Source organism: Microbacterium sp. NPDC003461 (genome assembly GCF_053588335.1).
Window position 1 is genome coordinate 24,349 of sequence record NZ_JBSFPT010000019.1, and the last position, 16,148, is coordinate 40,496.

The 16,148-nt window shown below is 73.2% G+C and carries 11 protein-coding genes; 10 read left to right on the forward strand and 1 reads right to left on the reverse strand.

Annotated elements, in window-relative coordinates; genetic code table 11:
* Nucleotides 1-6: 6 nt before the first annotated feature.
* From ACWDR7_RS08930 to tuf, 10 genes are all read left to right on the forward strand, one after another.
* Nucleotides 7-1,401, forward strand: coding sequence for a DUF58 domain-containing protein (locus tag ACWDR7_RS08930; protein ID WP_449854571.1), 1,395 nt, complete (start codon nucleotides 7-9; stop codon nucleotides 1,399-1,401).
* Complete coding sequence (locus tag ACWDR7_RS08935; protein ID WP_449854572.1) at nucleotides 1,398-3,878, forward strand: transglutaminase domain-containing protein; 2,481 nt, start codon at nucleotides 1,398-1,400, stop codon at nucleotides 3,876-3,878. The genes ACWDR7_RS08930 and ACWDR7_RS08935 overlap by 4 nt, the downstream gene beginning before the upstream one ends.
* Nucleotides 3,879-3,901: 23 nt before the next feature.
* On the forward strand, nucleotides 3,902-5,302 hold the full coding sequence (locus tag ACWDR7_RS08940; protein WP_449854573.1) for a DUF5684 domain-containing protein: 1,401 nt from the start codon (nucleotides 3,902-3,904) through the stop codon (nucleotides 5,300-5,302).
* Nucleotides 5,299-6,522 (forward strand): hypothetical protein, encoded by a 1,224-nt coding sequence (locus ACWDR7_RS08945; RefSeq protein ID WP_449854574.1) that lies wholly within the window; start codon nucleotides 5,299-5,301, stop codon nucleotides 6,520-6,522. Before ACWDR7_RS08940 ends, ACWDR7_RS08945 begins: the two co-directional genes overlap by 4 nt.
* 82 nt (nucleotides 6,523-6,604) lie before the next feature.
* Nucleotides 6,605-8,287, forward strand: coding sequence for a hypothetical protein (locus tag ACWDR7_RS08950; RefSeq protein WP_449854575.1), 1,683 nt, complete (start codon nucleotides 6,605-6,607; stop codon nucleotides 8,285-8,287).
* 280 nt (nucleotides 8,288-8,567) lie between these two features.
* The gene (locus tag ACWDR7_RS08955; RefSeq protein ID WP_449854576.1) at nucleotides 8,568-9,398 is read left to right on the forward strand and encodes an SDR family oxidoreductase; all 831 of its coding nucleotides are present in this window, start codon (nucleotides 8,568-8,570) and stop codon (nucleotides 9,396-9,398) included.
* Nucleotides 9,399-9,659: 261 nt separating this feature from the next.
* Nucleotides 9,660-10,028: a 30S ribosomal protein S12 gene (gene rpsL, locus ACWDR7_RS08960; protein ID WP_449854577.1), complete on the forward strand. Its 369-nt coding sequence runs from the start codon at nucleotides 9,660-9,662 to the stop codon at nucleotides 10,026-10,028.
* Nucleotides 10,029-10,033: 5 nt separating this feature from the next.
* Nucleotides 10,034-10,504: a 30S ribosomal protein S7 gene (gene rpsG / locus ACWDR7_RS08965; protein WP_067024837.1), complete on the forward strand. Its 471-nt coding sequence runs from the start codon at nucleotides 10,034-10,036 to the stop codon at nucleotides 10,502-10,504.
* Between the two features lie 90 nt (nucleotides 10,505-10,594).
* Nucleotides 10,595-12,709: an elongation factor G gene (fusA, locus tag ACWDR7_RS08970; RefSeq protein ID WP_449854578.1), complete on the forward strand. Its 2,115-nt coding sequence runs from the start codon at nucleotides 10,595-10,597 to the stop codon at nucleotides 12,707-12,709.
* Nucleotides 12,710-12,871: 162 nt separating this feature from the next.
* Nucleotides 12,872-14,065 (forward strand): elongation factor Tu, encoded by a 1,194-nt coding sequence (gene tuf, locus ACWDR7_RS08975; protein ID WP_449854579.1) that lies wholly within the window; start codon nucleotides 12,872-12,874, stop codon nucleotides 14,063-14,065.
* A 132-nt stretch (nucleotides 14,066-14,197) separates the two neighbouring features.
* Here the strand turns inward: tuf and ACWDR7_RS08980 are convergent, their stop codons facing one another.
* Nucleotides 14,198-16,138: an acyltransferase family protein gene (locus ACWDR7_RS08980; protein WP_449854580.1), complete on the reverse strand. Its 1,941-nt coding sequence runs from the start codon at nucleotides 16,136-16,138 to the stop codon at nucleotides 14,198-14,200.
* Nucleotides 16,139-16,148: the final 10 nt, after the last annotated feature.

Consider the following 16,148-nt stretch of genomic DNA (forward strand, 5'->3'; position numbering starts at 1 on the left):
GAGCACATGGCACAGACCCGCAGCCGCACCCGCGCCCCCTCGTCGACCGCCTCGCGCACGTCGACGAGCTGGGGCCGCACGCGCACGCGCACGATCGGCCGCACGACCGCGACGACGAGGGGCCGGTCCAACCCGATCGTCACCGCCGTGTCGTGGTCGGCGGTGAGCGCGCGCCGCGCGGGGGCCGTGCTGCGCAGCGCGCGCGACTGGTGCCTCGAGGTCATCACGCCGGCCGGATGGCTCGTCGTCGTCGCGGCCCTCGCCGGCACGGCGGTCGGCTGGGCGCTGGGCTGGGTCGAGTGGCTCGTCGCCGGCCTCGCCGGCGTCGCCCTCATCGTCGTGACGGTGCCCTTCCTGTTCGGCAGCCGCGCGCACGACGTGAGCGTGAAGGTCGATCGCGACCGCGTGGTGGCGGGCGGCTCGGCCTCGGCCGAGGTGATCGTGCGCAACTCGGGAGCGCGCGCGACGCTGCCAGGCCGCATCGAGCTGCCCGTCGGCGACGGCCTCATCGAGGTGGACGTGCCGTTCCTGCGCGCCGGCCACGAGTCGACGCAGAACCTCGAGATCCCCACGCCGCGCCGCGGCATCATCCAGATCGGTCCCGCCGTCGAGGTCCGCTCGGATCCCGTCGGCCTGTTCCGCCGCGAGCGGGCGTGGGAGGACCGGCACGAGCTGTACGTGCATCCCCGCATCGAGGTGGTGCCCACGACGAGCGCCGGTCTCATCCGCGACCTCGAGGGTCAGCCGTCGCGGCGCATCGTCGACTCCGACATCTCGTTCCACGCCATCCGCGAGTACGTGCCGGGCGACAGCCGCCGGCATGTGCACTGGAAGTCGACGGCGAAGACGGGCCGGCTCATGGTGCGCCAGTACGAGGAGACGCTGCGCTCGCGCACGGCCGTGATCCTCAGCGTCGACCCCGCCGACTACCTCGACGCCGACGAGTTCGAGCTGGCCGTGAGCGCCGCCGCCTCGCTCGGCGTGCGCGTGCTGCACGACGGCCGCGACCTCGAGGTCGTCACCGGCGTGGAGCTGCCGCCCGTTGTACCGCGCGGCATGACGCTCGTGGAGCGGATCCCGGCGGTCAGCCCGCGCACGATGCTCGACGGCTTCTCGGGCGTCGACGCCCGCCCGCGCGCGACGCCCGTCGAGCAGATCGGCGACGTCGTCGCGGAGGACGACGAGGCCGTCTCGCTCGCCTTCCTCGTGGTCGGATCCGTCATGCCGCTGCGGCGCCTGCAGCGCGCGGCGCTCGCGTTCCGCGCCGACACGGCCGTGATCGCCGTGCTGTGCGACGAGCACGCCCGCCCGCGCGTGCAGGGCGTGACGGGCCTCACCACCGTCACGATCGCCGCGATCCAAGATCTCGGCGGCCTCCTCGTGAAGGGCGGGCAGTCGTGAGCGCCGGCCCCGGGGCGCCCCAGGCGCCGGGCGCGGTCACGTGGGGCGGCGCCGACCGCTCCCTCGGCGGCCGGATGCGCGAGCTGGCCTCGGCCGAGAGCGTCGCGGCGCTCGCCTGGCTCACCGCGATGACGGCGCTGGCGGGCTTCGCCGCCTGGCCGATCTACGAGGGCGGCGCGTACCTCGCCGTCGTCGCCGTCGGCTTCGTCGTCGCGCTCGCCCTCGCCGTGGCCGCCCGCGCGTGGCGCCTGCCGGGCTGGGTCACGGCCCTCGCGGCCGTCGGCGCGGTGATCGCCCTCGGCGTGGCCTTCGCCGTGCCCGGCCGGTGGGCTTCGCCCACGCCGTTCCCCGGCGTGCTCACCGACGCCGTGCAGGGCGCGGTGCTGGGCTGGAAGGACCTGCTCACCGTCGAGCTGCCCGTCGCCGAGTACCGCAACCTGCTCATGCCCGCCGTCGTCGTGTTCGTCGTCGGGCCGCTGCTGGCCGCGCTCGCCGCGCTCGCCGGCCGGGCGGGAATGGCTGTCGCCGCGGCGGTCGGCACCGCCTCGTTCGGCCTGCTGTTCGGCCACACCGTCGCGAGCCCGCCGCTGCCGCTCGGCACGATCACGGTGCCCGCCCCGCGCGAGCTCGCCCTCGGCCTGCTCGCTCTCCTGCTGTCGGTGGCGTGGCTGTCGTGGCGGGCGGGCAGCGCGCGCCGCCGTGCCCTGTCGCAGGCCGCCGAGCGCAGCGGGGTGCGGCTGCGCAGGCGCTCGCCGTGGAGCGCTGTCCGGCGCATCGCCGTGACCGCCGCCCTCGTCGCCCTCGCGTTCGGCACCGCCGGCGTCGCCGCGCCCGCGGCCGTCGAGAGCCGCGAGCGGATGGTGCCGCGCGCGGGGACCGGTCCGGAGCTGGCGATGCGCGAGGCGGTGAGCCCGCTCTCGGAATACCGCGCGGTGTTCGCCGACGGGGCGTACGAGCAGGAGCTGTTCCGCGTCACCGGATCGGAGCTGCCCGAGCGCATCCGGATCGCCTCGCTCACCTCGTACGACGGCGAGACGTACCGCGCGCTCGATCCCCAGTCCGAGGCGGACGACGACCTGTTCGTCCGCGTGCCCTCGTGGGGCGCCGCCGGCGGCACGAGCGCGCGGATCGAGGTCGGCGCGCTCCACGGCATCTGGCTCCCCACCTTCGGCGAGGTCTCGCGGATCGAGTTCGAGGGGGAGCGCGCCTCGACGCTGGCCGACGGGCTGTACTACAGCAAGGCGTCGGCGGGCGCCGTGCAGACGGCCCGCATCGAGCAGGGCACCGCGTACACGGTCGTGGCGCAGGAGTCGTGGGCGCCGCTGGCCGAGCTGACGTCGCCGCGGCGCAGCTCCGCCGTGCCGATCCCCGACTCGGTGGCCACGTGGGTGGAGCGCAACGACATCACGGCCGACGGCGCCGGGCTCGAGAATGCGGTGAGCCTGCTGCGCGAGCGCGGCTACCTCAGCCACGCCCTGCGCCTGGACGAGGACGCGGACCAGCCGCAGTGGATGGCCGACCTCGGCGACGGGTACCGGTTCCGCCCCAGCGAGTCCGGGCACTCGCTGGCCCGCATCGACGCGCTCTTCAACGACCTCATCGAGGCCGAGTCGACCCTGCGCGAGTCCACCGCCGCGGCGGTGGGCGACGACGAGCAGTTCGCGGTGGCCGCGTCGCTCGTGGCGCAGCAGCTCGGCTACCCCACCCGCGTGGTCGTCGGCACCCGCCTGCAGGCCGAGGAGGGGCTGCCGGCGTGCGAGGAGGGCGTGTGCCGGGGCGCCGATCTGGCCGTGTGGCTCGAGGTGCAGGGCGCGTCGGGCGCGTGGGCGGCGATCGATGCCACGCCGCAGTGGGAGGAGCAGCTCGACATCGAGGAGCAGCAGCTCCAGGATCCGAAGGTGCCGACGCAGGTGCGCCCCGACGATGCGAGCGAGATCCAGCCTCCCGATCCGATGCAGCAGAGGGCGCAGGACAGCGACGAGCAGGATCGCGGCGCGGGCGACGAGGCGCTCTGGGCCGTCGCGCGCGGGGTGGGCATCGGCCTGCTCGCGGCGCTGCTGGCGCTCGGGCCGTTCCTCGTCGTGATCATCGCGAAGGCGGTGCGGCGCTCCGGTCGCCGGGCCGCAGCCGCGCCGGTGCAGCGCATCGAGGGCGGCTGGGAGGAGTACGTCGACACCGCCGTGGACCACGGGCTGCCGGGGCAGGGCGCGCGCACGCGCTCCGAGCTGGCGGCGCTGTACGCCACGCCGAACGCCGGCGCGCTCGCCGCCGTCGCCGACCGCGCGGTGTTCTCGCGCGGCGACATCGCCCCGGACGAGGCCGACCGGTTCTGGCAGATCGTGCACGAGGAGCGCAAGGCGCTCGGCGCCGGCAGGTCGTGGTGGGCCCGGCTGCTCGCCGCGGTCTCGCTGCGGTCGTTCTTCGGCGGGACGGGCAGTTCTCCCCGTGGCGGCGCCGGGCGCGGCGACGTAGCGTGAGCCTCGGGGTACGGGAGGTCGGAATGGGCGACGTCACGCCGTGGGTCATCGCGGCGGTTCCGCTTGTGCTCATCGCGCTCGTCTGGTTCTGCGCCGCGCTCGCCCAGCTGTTCGAGAAGGCCGGAGAGGCCGGATGGCAGGCGTGGGTGCCGGTGCGCGGCGCGGCCGTCTTCCTGCGGCTGGGCGGCTTCCGCGCGTGGTGGCTGCTGCTCGCGCTCGTGCCCGTGCTGGGGTGGATCGCCCTCGCGGTGCTGGCCGCCGTCTCGGCCCACCGCATCGGCCGCGTGCTCGGCTACGGCCCCGGCATGACGGTGCTCGCCGTGCTCGTGCCCCCCGTGTGGCTGAGCATCGCGGGCTGGGGCGCCGCCCGGTACGCGGGGAGCGAGCATCCCGCTGTGCGGCGCCTGCGCGCGGGTGTGGCCTCGCGCCGCCGCTCCGCCGAGCCGGACGGGCCGTGGCCGTTCGGCGACACCCCGTCGGGCGTGCGCGTCGGCGCGCCGAGGCCCGGTGCGGTCGCGCCCTCCTCCGGACCGGGCGCCGCGCCGCGCCCCGTCCCGAGCGCCTCACACGCGATGCCGGTCGCCGCGCCGCCCGCGCCGGTCGCCGCGCCACCGGTGCCGGTCGCCGCGCCTCCGGCGCCGGTTGCCGCCGCGCCCGCGCCCTCGGTGCGCGCGCTGTCCCTCGTCGCTCCGGGGTTCGCGCCGCGCCCGCCCGAGCGCGAGCCGCTGCGTCCCGCCTCGTCGTTCGCCGGCCGCGCGGCCCCGCCCGACGACACCCCGCGCGAGACCACCGCGGGCGATGTGCTGCCGCGAGACGTCGTGCGGCCGGCGATGCGCTCCGGATCGCGGGATCCCGAGGTTCCCGCGGCCATCTGGGCTCGGCTGGAGGGGCGCTCGCCTTCCGATCGCGCCCCCGCGAAGGCCGCCCCCGCCGACGCCGCGCCGCTCCCGCCGCGCCCCCCGATCCCCGCGGCGCGGTCCGCCGCACCCGCGTCCAACCTCGTGGCGCTGCCGCCGCGCCCGCCGCTGCCCGCGCCCGCCGGCGAGCCCCTCACGGTCGAGGCGATGCTGCACGCCGACACCACGGAGCGCGGCGTGCGGTTCCGCCTCGTCCTCGACGGCGGTGAGACGATCGACCTGAACCGCAGCGTCGTGATCGTGGGACGCAATCCGGCGTCCGATCCCGAGTACCCGGAGGCGCAGCTCGTGCGCCTGCAGGACGGCACGCGCACGCTGTCGAAGACGCACGCGCGCATCGAGCGGCGCGAGGACGGATGGATCGTGGTGGACCTGGGCTCGACGAACGGCGTGTTCGTCGTCGACATCGACGGCAGCGAGTACGACACGACCCCGGGCGCGCCCGCCCGCGTGCCGGAGCGTCTCGTGCTGGGCACCGTCGAGCTGCGCGTGGCGGGGGCGGCGTGAGCGCGCGCGACGAGCGGCCGGACGACGGCGCGGACGAGCAGACGCGGCTGGTGCGCCGGCCCGCGGAGCCGGAGGCGGGCGTGGATGAGGCGACGCGGGTGGTGACGCGCGGGCCCGTGGCGGCGGAGCCGGGCGTGGATGAGGCGGCGCGGGTGGTGACGCGCGGGCCCGTGGCGGCGGATCCGGGCGTCGACGACGCGACCCGCATGGTGCCGAGGCGCGACGCCGAGCCGGTCGCGGAGTCGCCGGCGGACGATGCGACGCGGGTGGTGGCCCGCGGCACCGCGGAGTCGCCGGTGGACGATGCGACGCGGGTCGTCGCGCGCCGCGATCCCGCCGCCGACGAGACCCGCGCCGCGCGCCGGCGCCGGGCGCTCGCGCAGGGCGGCGACGCGCCGCAGGAGCCGATCGCCCCGCCGCAGGAGCCGGTCGACGACGTGACGCGACTCGTCCGAAGGGATCCGCGCCCCGCGGGGGCCGAGCCCGCCGCGGCGCCGGTCGCCCCGCCGCAGGAGCCGGTCGACGATGCCACGCGGCTCGTGCAGAGGGCCCCGCGCCCGGCCGTCGAGCCCGACGCGGCGACCGCGCCCGAGGGGCTCGACGAGGCCACGCGCATGGTGGCCAGGCGCACCGCCGACCACCCGCTGCCCGCCGACGATCCGCTGCCCGACGAGGGCACGCGCATCGTGGTGAAGGGCGCGCCTGCCGACGAGGCGACGCGGATCGTGCGGCGGCCGCCGGAGGACGAGGCCACGCGCCTCACGCGTCCGTCGCCGCGACGCGACGACGACGGCGAGCCGGTGGTGCCCCCGTCGCCGCACCGCGAGTCGGTGCGGGTGCCGGACGCCGCATCCGCCGACGACACCCGCCTGCTCGTGCGGCCCGCGGGCGCGGGGGAGCACACGGCCTTCGAGGCGCCCACGACGTGGGCCACGCGCCCCACGCCCGGGGTGATCGCGCCCGAGTGGGCGCCCGTGCCCGAGCTCGACCTGCGCGACGAGGCCGCCGATCCCTCGCGCATGATCGAGGACGTGCCGGCGCCGCTGCGCGCGAGCGGCTGGGATCGCGACGTCGCCACCGTCCGCGACATCGACGCCGATGCGCAGCTGCGCGCGGCCCGGCGCGTGCGCCGCCGCCGCGCCTCGATCGTGGTGAGCGCCATGGCGATCGTCGTCGCGGCGTCGGCCGCGGGCCTCGCGGCGCTGATCGCCACCCTCTGAGGCGGCGGGCCCGCGTGCGGGCCGCCGGCGGCGATCGATTACGCTCGGTGCGGCGCATGTGCGCGGGGTGAGGGGAGAGCCGATGATCGCTCGACGCGCGACGGGTGCCGCCGCGGCGGCCGTGCTGACGCTCGCCCTGGCGTGCCTCTCCGTGCCGGCCGCGGCGGTCGCGCCGGGCTCATCCGCGCCGTCCGCGCCCGTCGCCACTGCGGCCCCCGGCCCGACGGCCCCGTCGGCGAGCGGCGCGGAGGAGGCCCCCGCCGGAGCCGCCGATCCGGACGCCGGCGTCGGCCCCGCGGAGGCGCCGGGTGCCGGTGACGCGGATCGTGCCGTCCCCTCCGATCCGGGCGCCGCCGATCCGGGCGCCGCCGATCCGGGCCGCGCGGCTCCGGCCACGGACGCCGGCGCTGCCGAGGCGACGCCGTCCGCCCCCGACGCGGGCGACGCAGGGCCCGCGGGTGCCGACGCGCTCGCGTCGTCGCTGCTCGCCGCCGATCCCGCCGTGCACGCCGTGGTCCCCGACGGCGCCGGCGGCACGATCGTCTTCGCCACGGCCGCCGAGCTCGCGGCGCACACCCGGGCCGTCATCGAGAGCGAGGGCCTCGCGCTGAGCGACATCGGCGCGCCGCTGCGCGCCGAGGCGGCGGGGGACGTGGTCGGCGGCGCCGGCTACGCGCTCGAGCTGGCCGGCGGAAGCCTGGCGTGCTCCATCGGCTTCAGCGCGTGGACGCCCGAGGGCGGCGACGCCGTGATCACCGCCGGGCACTGCGCCGGCGGGGTCGCGGGGCAGGACGCCTGGCTCACGCGCCCCTCGCAGGACGGGGGCGCGACCTACGAGCGGTGGCTTCCGCTCGGCACGGTCGCGTTCGCGCAGTTCGGCCTGCCGGGCGATCCGGCGGGGCGGACCGGAGCGCTCGACAGCATCGACATCGCCGCGATCGACGTGGACCCCGCCGCGGGGCTCACGCTCCGCCCCGCCGTGACCGACTGGACCACGGCCGCCGCCGACGATCTCGCGGCGTCCGCCACGCCGATCGCGCGCATCGGGCAGGCGCACGACGGGCTCGCCGTCGCGAAGAGCGGGCGCACGACGGGCGTGACGACCGGCACGGTGCAGGGCGGGATCGGCTGGGCGCGGGTCGGCTCGTCGATCGTGCACGGATTCATGACGACCCTCCCCGCCGGCGACGGCGACTCCGGCGGCGCCGTCTACGCCGGCGACGCCGCGCTCGGCGTGGTCTCGGGCGGCAACACCGAGTACACGTGGGTGGCCGACCTCGGCAACGCGCTGGAGCAGACCGGCGGGTACACGCTGTGGCTCGACCTGGCCGAGCCGACGGTGTCCGCACCCGCCGACCTGGGCGCCGTGCCCGCCGGATCCGCGCTGACGGGCACCGCGCACCCGGGCGCGATGCTGCGGATCGAGTTCGCCGCCGCCGAGACGGCCGCGGGCGGGCCGGCGCCGGCAGTGCAGGAGGTGCCCGTGGGCGCCGACGGCGCCTGGAGCTGGATGGCCCCGAGCGAGCCGGGCAGCTACACGCTGCGGCTCACCTCGCGCGACGGCTACAACGCGTCGGACCCGACGGAGGTGCGCATCGCCGTCTACGCCGCGGCGGAGGTGGCCGCGCTCGACGACTGCACGCCGGGGGAGGACTGCCTGGCCACCACGGGCGCCGCCGTGACGGGCCCGCTGGCCGCCGCCGGAGCGCTCTTCGCGCTCGCCGTGCCGCTGCTGTGGGCCTCCCGCCGCCGCGCCGCCCGATGAAGCGGAGTTGCTCTGGTCGCTTCATCTTCGTTCGCTGACGCTCACTTCGTTCAGCAACCGTGGGGTCACCGGCCGGTCGCACTCATCGGTGCTGAACGGAGCGGCGAAGCCGCGGAGATGAAGCGACCACCCCAACCGCTCAGCAACCGATGGGGTCCCACCGGGCCGGTTGCTGAACGGAGCGGCGAAGCCGCGGAGATGAAGCGACCACCGCAACCCGCGGCAATCGGCCCAGGCGGCGCCCCGTAGGCTGAAGGCGTTTCACGACGAAGGGACGAGGATGACCCTGGCAGGAAAGACCATTCTGATGTCGGGCGGGAGCCGAGGCATCGGCCTCGCGATCGCGCTGCGCGCCGCGCGCGACGGAGCCAACGTGGCGCTGCTCGCGAAGACCGACCAGCCGCACCCGAAGCTCGAGGGCACCGTGCACACGGCGGCCGAGCGGATCCGCGAGGCGGGCGGGCAGGCGCTGCCGATCGTCGGCGACGTGCGCAACGACGACGACATCGCCGAGGCGGTGCTGAAGACCCAGGGCGAGTTCGGCGGCATCGACATCGTCGTGAACAACGCCTCGGTGCTCGACCTGTCGCGCACGCTCGACGTCACGGCGAAGAAGTACGACCTCATGCAGGACGTGAACGTGCGCGGCACCTTCATGCTCTCGCGGGCCGCGCTGCCGATCCTGAAGGAGGCGCCGAACCCGCACATCCTGTCGCTGTCGCCGCCGCTCACGCTCACGCCGCGGTGGCTCGGCGCCCACACGGCGTACACGATGGCGAAGTACGGCATGACGATGGCCACGCTCGGCATCGCCGCGGAGTTCGCGCCCGACGGCGTGGCGGCGAACTGCCTGTGGCCCCGCACGACGATCGCCACCGCGGCCGTGCAGTACGGGCTGGGCGGTGACCGGATGATGGCGGCCAGCCGCACGCCCGAGATCTACGCGGACGCGGCGCACGAGGTGCTCACCCGCCCCGCGCGGGAGTACACGGGTCAGACGCTCATCGTCGAGGACGTGCTGGAGGCCGCCGGCGTCACCGACTTCTCGGGCTATGCGGCCGTGCCCGGCACGCCCGACGAGGCGCTGTTCCCCGACATCTTCCTCGACTGACGAGGCGGATCAGGCGCCGACCCGCCCGCGTTTGCCCTTATCACGTCGGGGCGCGTACCATGGTGAAGTGCGTGTTTCCGCGCGCCCTCGTGTCGTGTCTCGGCACAGCGAGACGGGCGGAGCGTCGCACAGGGACAGGACTGCGAACAGTCCACCCCCACGGCATACCCACCATCACGATTCCTCCGGTCATCCGGTGTCTCGGTGGGTCTGCGTGAAACTCACGCGCTGTCACCGTGCAGCACTGAAACAGGAGAGAACGTGCCAACCATTCAGCAGTTGGTTCGCAAGGGCCGCAAGCCGAAGGTCACCAAGACCAAGGCTCCCGCGCTCAAGGCGAACCCGCAGCAGGCGGGTGTCTGCACCCGCGTCTACACGACCACGCCCAAGAAGCCGAACTCGGCCATGCGCAAGGTCGCCCGTGTCAAGCTCCGCAACGGCACCGAGGTCACCGCCTACATCCCCGGTGAGGGCCACAACCTGCAGGAGCACTCGCTCGTGCTCGTCCGCGGTGGTCGTGTGAAGGACCTCCCCGGTGTCCGCTACAAGATCGTCCGCGGTGCGCTCGACACCCAGGCCGTCAAGAACCGTAAGCAGGCTCGCAGCCGCTACGGCGCGAAGAAGGGCTGAGACCAATGCCTCGTAAGGGACCCGCCCCGAAGCGCCCCGTCGTCAACGACCCGGTCTACGGCGCACCCATCGTCACGCAGCTCGTGAACAAGATCCTCGTCGACGGCAAGAAGTCGATCGCCGAGGCCATCGTCTACAACGCCCTCCGCGGCGTCGAGGCGAAGAACGGCCAGGACGCCGTCGCCACGCTCAAGAAGGCGCTCGACAACGTCCGCCCCACCCTCGAGGTCCGCAGCCGCCGCGTCGGCGGCTCGACCTACCAGGTGCCGGTCGAGGTCAAGCCGCACCGCGCGAACACCCTCGCGCTGCGCTGGCTCGTGAGCTACGCCAAGGGCCGTCGCGAGAAGACGATGACCGAGCGTCTGATGAACGAGATCCTCGACGCCTCCAACGGCCTCGGCGCCGCCGTGAAGCGCCGCGAGGACACGCACAAGATGGCCGAGTCGAACAAGGCCTTCGCGCACTACCGCTGGTAACCAGCTATTCACGCCGGTTCCGGATGATCGGAACGTCGGTCATCCGGAACCGGCTCTCAGATTCACCTGCGACAACGTAAGGAAACGCCCGTGGCACAGGAAGTGCTCACCGACCTCAAGAAGGTCCGCAACATCGGCATCATGGCGCACATCGATGCCGGCAAGACGACGACGACCGAGCGCATCCTGTTCTACACGGGCGTCAACCACAAGATCGGCGAGACCCACGACGGTGGCGCGACGACCGACTGGATGGAGCAGGAGCAGGAGCGTGGCATCACGATCACGTCCGCTGCTGTGACGTGCTTCTGGGACAAGAACCAGATCAACATCATCGACACGCCCGGCCACGTGGACTTCACGGTCGAGGTCGAGCGCTCGCTTCGCGTGCTCGACGGCGCCGTCGCGGTCTTCGACGGCAAGGAGGGTGTGGAGCCGCAGTCGGAGACGGTGTGGCGCCAGGCCGACAAGTACAACGTGCCCCGCATCTGCTTCGTCAACAAGATGGACAAGCTGGGCGCCGACTTCTACTTCACGGTCGACACCATCATCAACCGCCTGAAGGCGACGCCGCTGGTCCTCCAGCTGCCGATCGGCGCCGAGAACGACTTCGTCGGCGTGATCGACCTCGTCGAGATGAACGCCAAGGTGTGGCCCGGCGACGCCAAGGGCGACGTGACCATGGGCGCCAAGTACGAGACGACCGAGATCCCGGCCGACCTGGCCGACAAGGCCGCGGAGTACCGCACCAAGCTGCTCGAGGCCGTCGCCGAGACCGACGACGCGCTGCTCGAGAAGTACTTCGGTGGCGAGGAGCTCACGATCGACGAGATCAAGAGCGGCATCCGCAAGCTCACGATCGCGGGCGACGCGTACCCCGTGCTCTGCGGCTCGGCGTTCAAGAACCGCGGCGTGCAGCCCATGCTCGACGCGGTCGTCGACTACCTCCCCTCGCCCCTGGACGTGCCCGCCATCGAGGCGCACGACCCGAAGGACGAGGAGAAGATCATCGAGCGTCACGCGAGCGCCGAGGAGCCCTTCGCGGCCCTCGCGTTCAAGGTCGTCTCGCACCCCTTCTTCGGCCGCCTCACCTACATCCGCGTGTACTCGGGTCACCTCGACTCGGGCGCCCAGGTCGTGAACTCGACCAAGGGCAAGAAGGAGCGCATCGGGAAGATCTTCCAGATGCACGCCAACAAGGAGAACCCGGTCGACTCGGTCACCGCCGGTCACATCTACGCGGTGATCGGCCTCAAGGACACGACCACGGGCGACACGCTCTCGAACCCCGACCACCAGGTCGTGCTCGAGTCGATGACGTTCCCGGAGCCGGTCATCGAGGTCGCGATCGAGCCCAAGACGAAGGCCGACCAGGAGAAGCTGGGTCTCGCGATCCAGAAGCTCGCGGAGGAGGACCCGACGTTCCGCGTCGAGAACAACCCCGAGACCGGTCAGACCACAGTCAAGGGCATGGGCGAGCTGCACCTCGACATCCTCGTGGACCGCATGAAGCGCGAGTTCAAGGTCGAGGCGAACGTCGGCAAGCCGCAGGTCGCGTACCGCGAGACGATCCGCAAGGTCGTCGAGCGCCACGACTACACCCACAAGAAGCAGACGGGTGGATCGGGTCAGTTCGCCAAGATCCAGTTCAAGCTGGAGCCCCTCGAGGTCACGGCGGACAAGACCTACGAGTTCGTCAACGAGGTCACCGGTGGGCGCATCCCGCGCGAGTACATCGAGCCGACCAACCAGGGCTTCCAGGACGCCATGAACGTCGGCGTGCTCGCCGGCTACCCCATGGTGGGTGTGAAGGCCACCCTGGTCGACGGCGCCTCGCACGACGTCGACTCGTCGGAGATGGCGTTCAAGATCGCCGGTTCGATGGGCTTCAAGGAGGCCGTCCGCAAGGCGAACCCGGTCCTCCTCGAGCCGCTCATGGCCGTCGAGGTCCGCACGCCCGAGGAGTACATGGGCGACGTCATCGGCGACCTGAACTCGCGCCGCGGTCAGGTGCAGTCGATGGAGGACGCCCAGGGCGTCAAGGTCGTCAAGGCCCTCGTGCCGCTGTCGAGCATGTTCGGCTACATCGGCGACCTGCGCTCGAAGACCTCGGGCCGCGCCGTCTACTCGATGGAGTTCGACAGCTACGCCGAGGTCCCCAAGGCCGTGGCCGACGAGATCATCCAGAAGGGCAAGGGCGAGTAACGCGCCCGAGCCCCCACGGTTCGGCGGGGCCGCGCACGCCGCGGCCCCGCCACCCAAAACTTCACACAGAATCTCTCTACTAGACTGAGAACCATCCCCGTTGCAGGCCGGTCGCAAACCGGTGCCCGGCGCTGTGACAACGACCGTCCTGAGGAGGACCCAGTGGCTAAGGCCAAGTTCGAGCGGACCAAGCCGCACGTGAACATCGGAACGATCGGTCACGTCGACCACGGCAAGACGACGCTCACCGCCGCGATCTCGAAGGTGCTCGCGGACAAGTACCCGTCGGACGTGAACGTCGTGCGCGACTTCGGCTCGATCGACTCGGCCCCCGAGGAGCGTCAGCGCGGCATCACGATCAACATCTCGCACGTCGAGTACGAGACGCCCAAGCGCCACTACGCGCACGTCGACGCCCCGGGTCACGCCGACTACATCAAGAACATGATCACGGGTGCCGCGCAGATGGACGGCGCGATCCTCGTGGTCGCGGCGACCGACGGTCCCATGGCTCAGACGCGTGAGCACGTGCTGCTCGCCAAGCAGGTCGGCGTGCCCTACCTGCTCGTCGCGCTGAACAAGGCCGACATGGTCGACGACGAGGAGATCCTGGAGCTCGTCGAGCTCGAGGTGCGCGAGCTGCTCTCGTCGCAGGACTTCGACGGCGACAACGCTCCCGTCGTGCGCGTCTCGGGCCTGAAGGCTCTCGAGGGCGACGAGAAGTGGACGCAGTCGATCCTCGACCTGATGGACGCGGTCGACGAGAACATCCCCGACCCCGTGCGTGACAAGGACAAGCCGTTCCTCATGCCGATCGAGGACGTCTTCACCATCACCGGCCGTGGCACGGTCGTGACGGGTCGCGCCGAGCGCGGCACGCTCGCGATCAACTCCGAGGTCGAGATCGTCGGCATCCGCCCGACGCAGAAGACCACGGTCACGGGTATCGAGATGTTCCACAAGCAGCTCGACGAGGCCTGGGCCGGCGAGAACTGCGGTCTGCTGCTCCGCGGCCTCAAGCGCGAGGACGTCGAGCGCGGCCAGGTCGTCGTGAAGCCGGGTTCGGTCACGCCGCACACGAACTTCGAGGGCACCGCGTACATCCTCTCGAAGGACGAGGGTGGCCGTCACAACCCCTTCTACACGAACTACCGCCCGCAGTTCTACTTCCGCACCACGGACGTCACCGGCGTCATCACGCTGCCCGAGGGCACCGAGATGGTCATGCCCGGCGACACCACGGACATGACGGTCGAGCTCATCCAGCCGATCGCCATGGAGGAGGGCCTCGGCTTCGCGATCCGTGAGGGTGGCCGCACCGTCGGCGCCGGCACGGTGACCAAGATCATCAAGTAAGCACCGCTTACACGCAGGCGGGGTCGCACCTTCGGGTGCGGCCCCGCTTTCGCGTTCCCGGGCGGCCGTGCGTGCGCTCGGGAGCGACGGGCCGCCGTGCGTGGCCGGCGGGCGGGCTCGCGGAGGCGGGGATCAGCGGAACAGCGCGACGACGTCGGGCTCTCGGGCCAGCTCGTCGCCGATGGCGGCGGCGCCGGGCCCCGTGAGGTGCGTGGAGTCGTACATCATGAGGTCGGCGAGGTCCCCGCTCGCCGACGGCCGGCACTCGCCCGCCGAGCACATCGCGTCCCAGCGCTCCAGGTACCGGCCGCCGGCCGCCTCGGTCACCCGGGCGTACGCGTCGTCGACGTCGTGCTCGATCCTGAGCTCGTCGTGCAGCACGCGCCCGAGGTTGTCGGCGCTGTTGTGGCGCAGCACGATCTGCCACACCGGGTCGCGGAACTGCGGTCCCGCGCCCAGCACGACGACCTCGGGGCCCAGGTCGCTCAGCCACGCCACGGTCCGGCCGAATCGCTCCTCGGCGCCGGGATCGAGCCGCATCGCCACGACGATCACGTCGAGCTCGGGCGCCATCCGCTCGAGCTCCGCGAAGCGCTCGTCGTTCAGCTCGGGGCACTGCTCATAGACGTAGTCCGACTCGGGCATCTCGCGCAGGGGCGGGCAGCCCGGGTGCGAGGCGATGAGGAAGTTCGCCTCGGGTGCGATGCGCGCCACGACGTTGAGCCCGTCGGGCCCGAAGGAGTCCCCGATGACGAGCACGTTCCGCCGGCCGTCCTGTGGCTCGCCGCACACCGGCCCGTCATGCCCGCGGCACAGCTCGCGCGACAGGGCGAACCGCCCGTCGTCGACCTCCTCGCTCGTGAGGGCGGCGACCGGGCGCACGTCGGGCGCGTACACGGCGGGCGACGAGGCGTACCCCGCGGTGCCGAGACCGGCTCCGGCCACGACCACGGCGACGCCGAGCACCGGCGCCGCGAGCCGGCCGAACCGGCGCCACGCGGCCGCGGCGCTCTCGCGCGCGCCCGTGCCGTGCACGCGCAGGGGGCGCTCGATGAAGCGGTACATCGCCTCCGCGAGCAGCACCATGAGGGCGAGCAGGCCCAGGGTCAGCGGCAGCGTCACCCGCTCGGTGAGGTCGCGGGCGTAGACGAGCACGGGCCAGTGCACCAGATAGAGGCTGTACGAGCGCAGCCCGATGTAGCGCATCACGCGGTTGCTGAGGGCGCCGTCGAGGATCGCCGGGCGCCGGGCCGCGATCACGAGCGCGGTGCCGACGGTGGGCACGAGCGCCGCGAGCCCGGGGAAGTCGGTGCCCGCCTCGTCGAAGGCGAGCACGGCCCACGCGATGAGCGCGATCCCCACCAGCCAGGCGCCGGCCCGCGCGACGGTCACCGCGCGTGTGGGCCGCCACTCCACGCGATCCAGCCACACGCACATCGCGCCGAGCGCGAACTCGAAGGTGCGGAACGGCGTGAGGTAGAACGCCGCGGCCGCCCACTCATCCGTCGCCCACGCCGTGACGGCGACCGAGACGACGGTGAGGGCGGCGAGGATCGGCAGGGCGAAGCGCCGCAGCCTGGTGGCCACGAGCGCGACGAGAAGGAGCGGCCACACCAGGTAGAACTGCTCCTCGGCGCTGAGCGACCACATGTGCAGCAGCGGCTGGTTCTCGGACTCGGGCGCCCAGTAGCCGGATCGCAGCCAGAAGTGGATGTTCGCCACCGAGACCGCCGACGCCGCGGCGGACTGCGCGATCTCGGCGATCCGGAACGGCGGCAGGAGGACCGCGGCGGCGACGGTCGTGAGGACCGCCGTCGCGAGGGCCGCCGGGAGCAGCCGCCGCACGCGCCGCAGATAGAACTCCACGAACGAGAACGAGCCGCGCCGCGTGCCGTCGACCACCTGCCGGGTGATCAGGTAGCCGGAGATCACGAAGAAGACGTCGACGCCGACGTACCCGCCGGGCAACGCCGTCGCGCCGGCGTGGAACAGCACGACCGCCCCGACCGCGATCGCACGCAGCCCCTCGATGTCGGGCCGGTAGCCCGATGCCTGCCGTGCGTCTGTGGCCATCGCCCCGGTC

Bases quoted from the DNA above. Each gene is read 5' to 3' on its own strand.
- ACWDR7_RS08930 (WP_449854571.1), top strand. From the start codon at position 7: ATGGCACAGACCCGCAGCCGCACCCGCGCCCCCTCGTCGACCGCCTCG.
- ACWDR7_RS08940 (WP_449854573.1), top strand. From the start codon at position 3,902: ATGGGCGACGTCACGCCGTGGGTCATCGCGGCGGTTCCGCTTGTGCTC.
- ACWDR7_RS08950 (WP_449854575.1), top strand. From the start codon at position 6,605: ATGATCGCTCGACGCGCGACGGGTGCCGCCGCGGCGGCCGTGCTGACG.
- ACWDR7_RS08955 (WP_449854576.1), top strand. From the start codon at position 8,568: ATGACCCTGGCAGGAAAGACCATTCTGATGTCGGGCGGGAGCCGAGGC.
- rpsG (WP_067024837.1), top strand. From the start codon at position 10,034: ATGCCTCGTAAGGGACCCGCCCCGAAGCGCCCCGTCGTCAACGACCCG.
- ACWDR7_RS08980 (WP_449854580.1), bottom strand. From the start codon at position 16,138: ATGGCCACAGACGCACGGCAGGCATCGGGCTACCGGCCCGACATCGAG.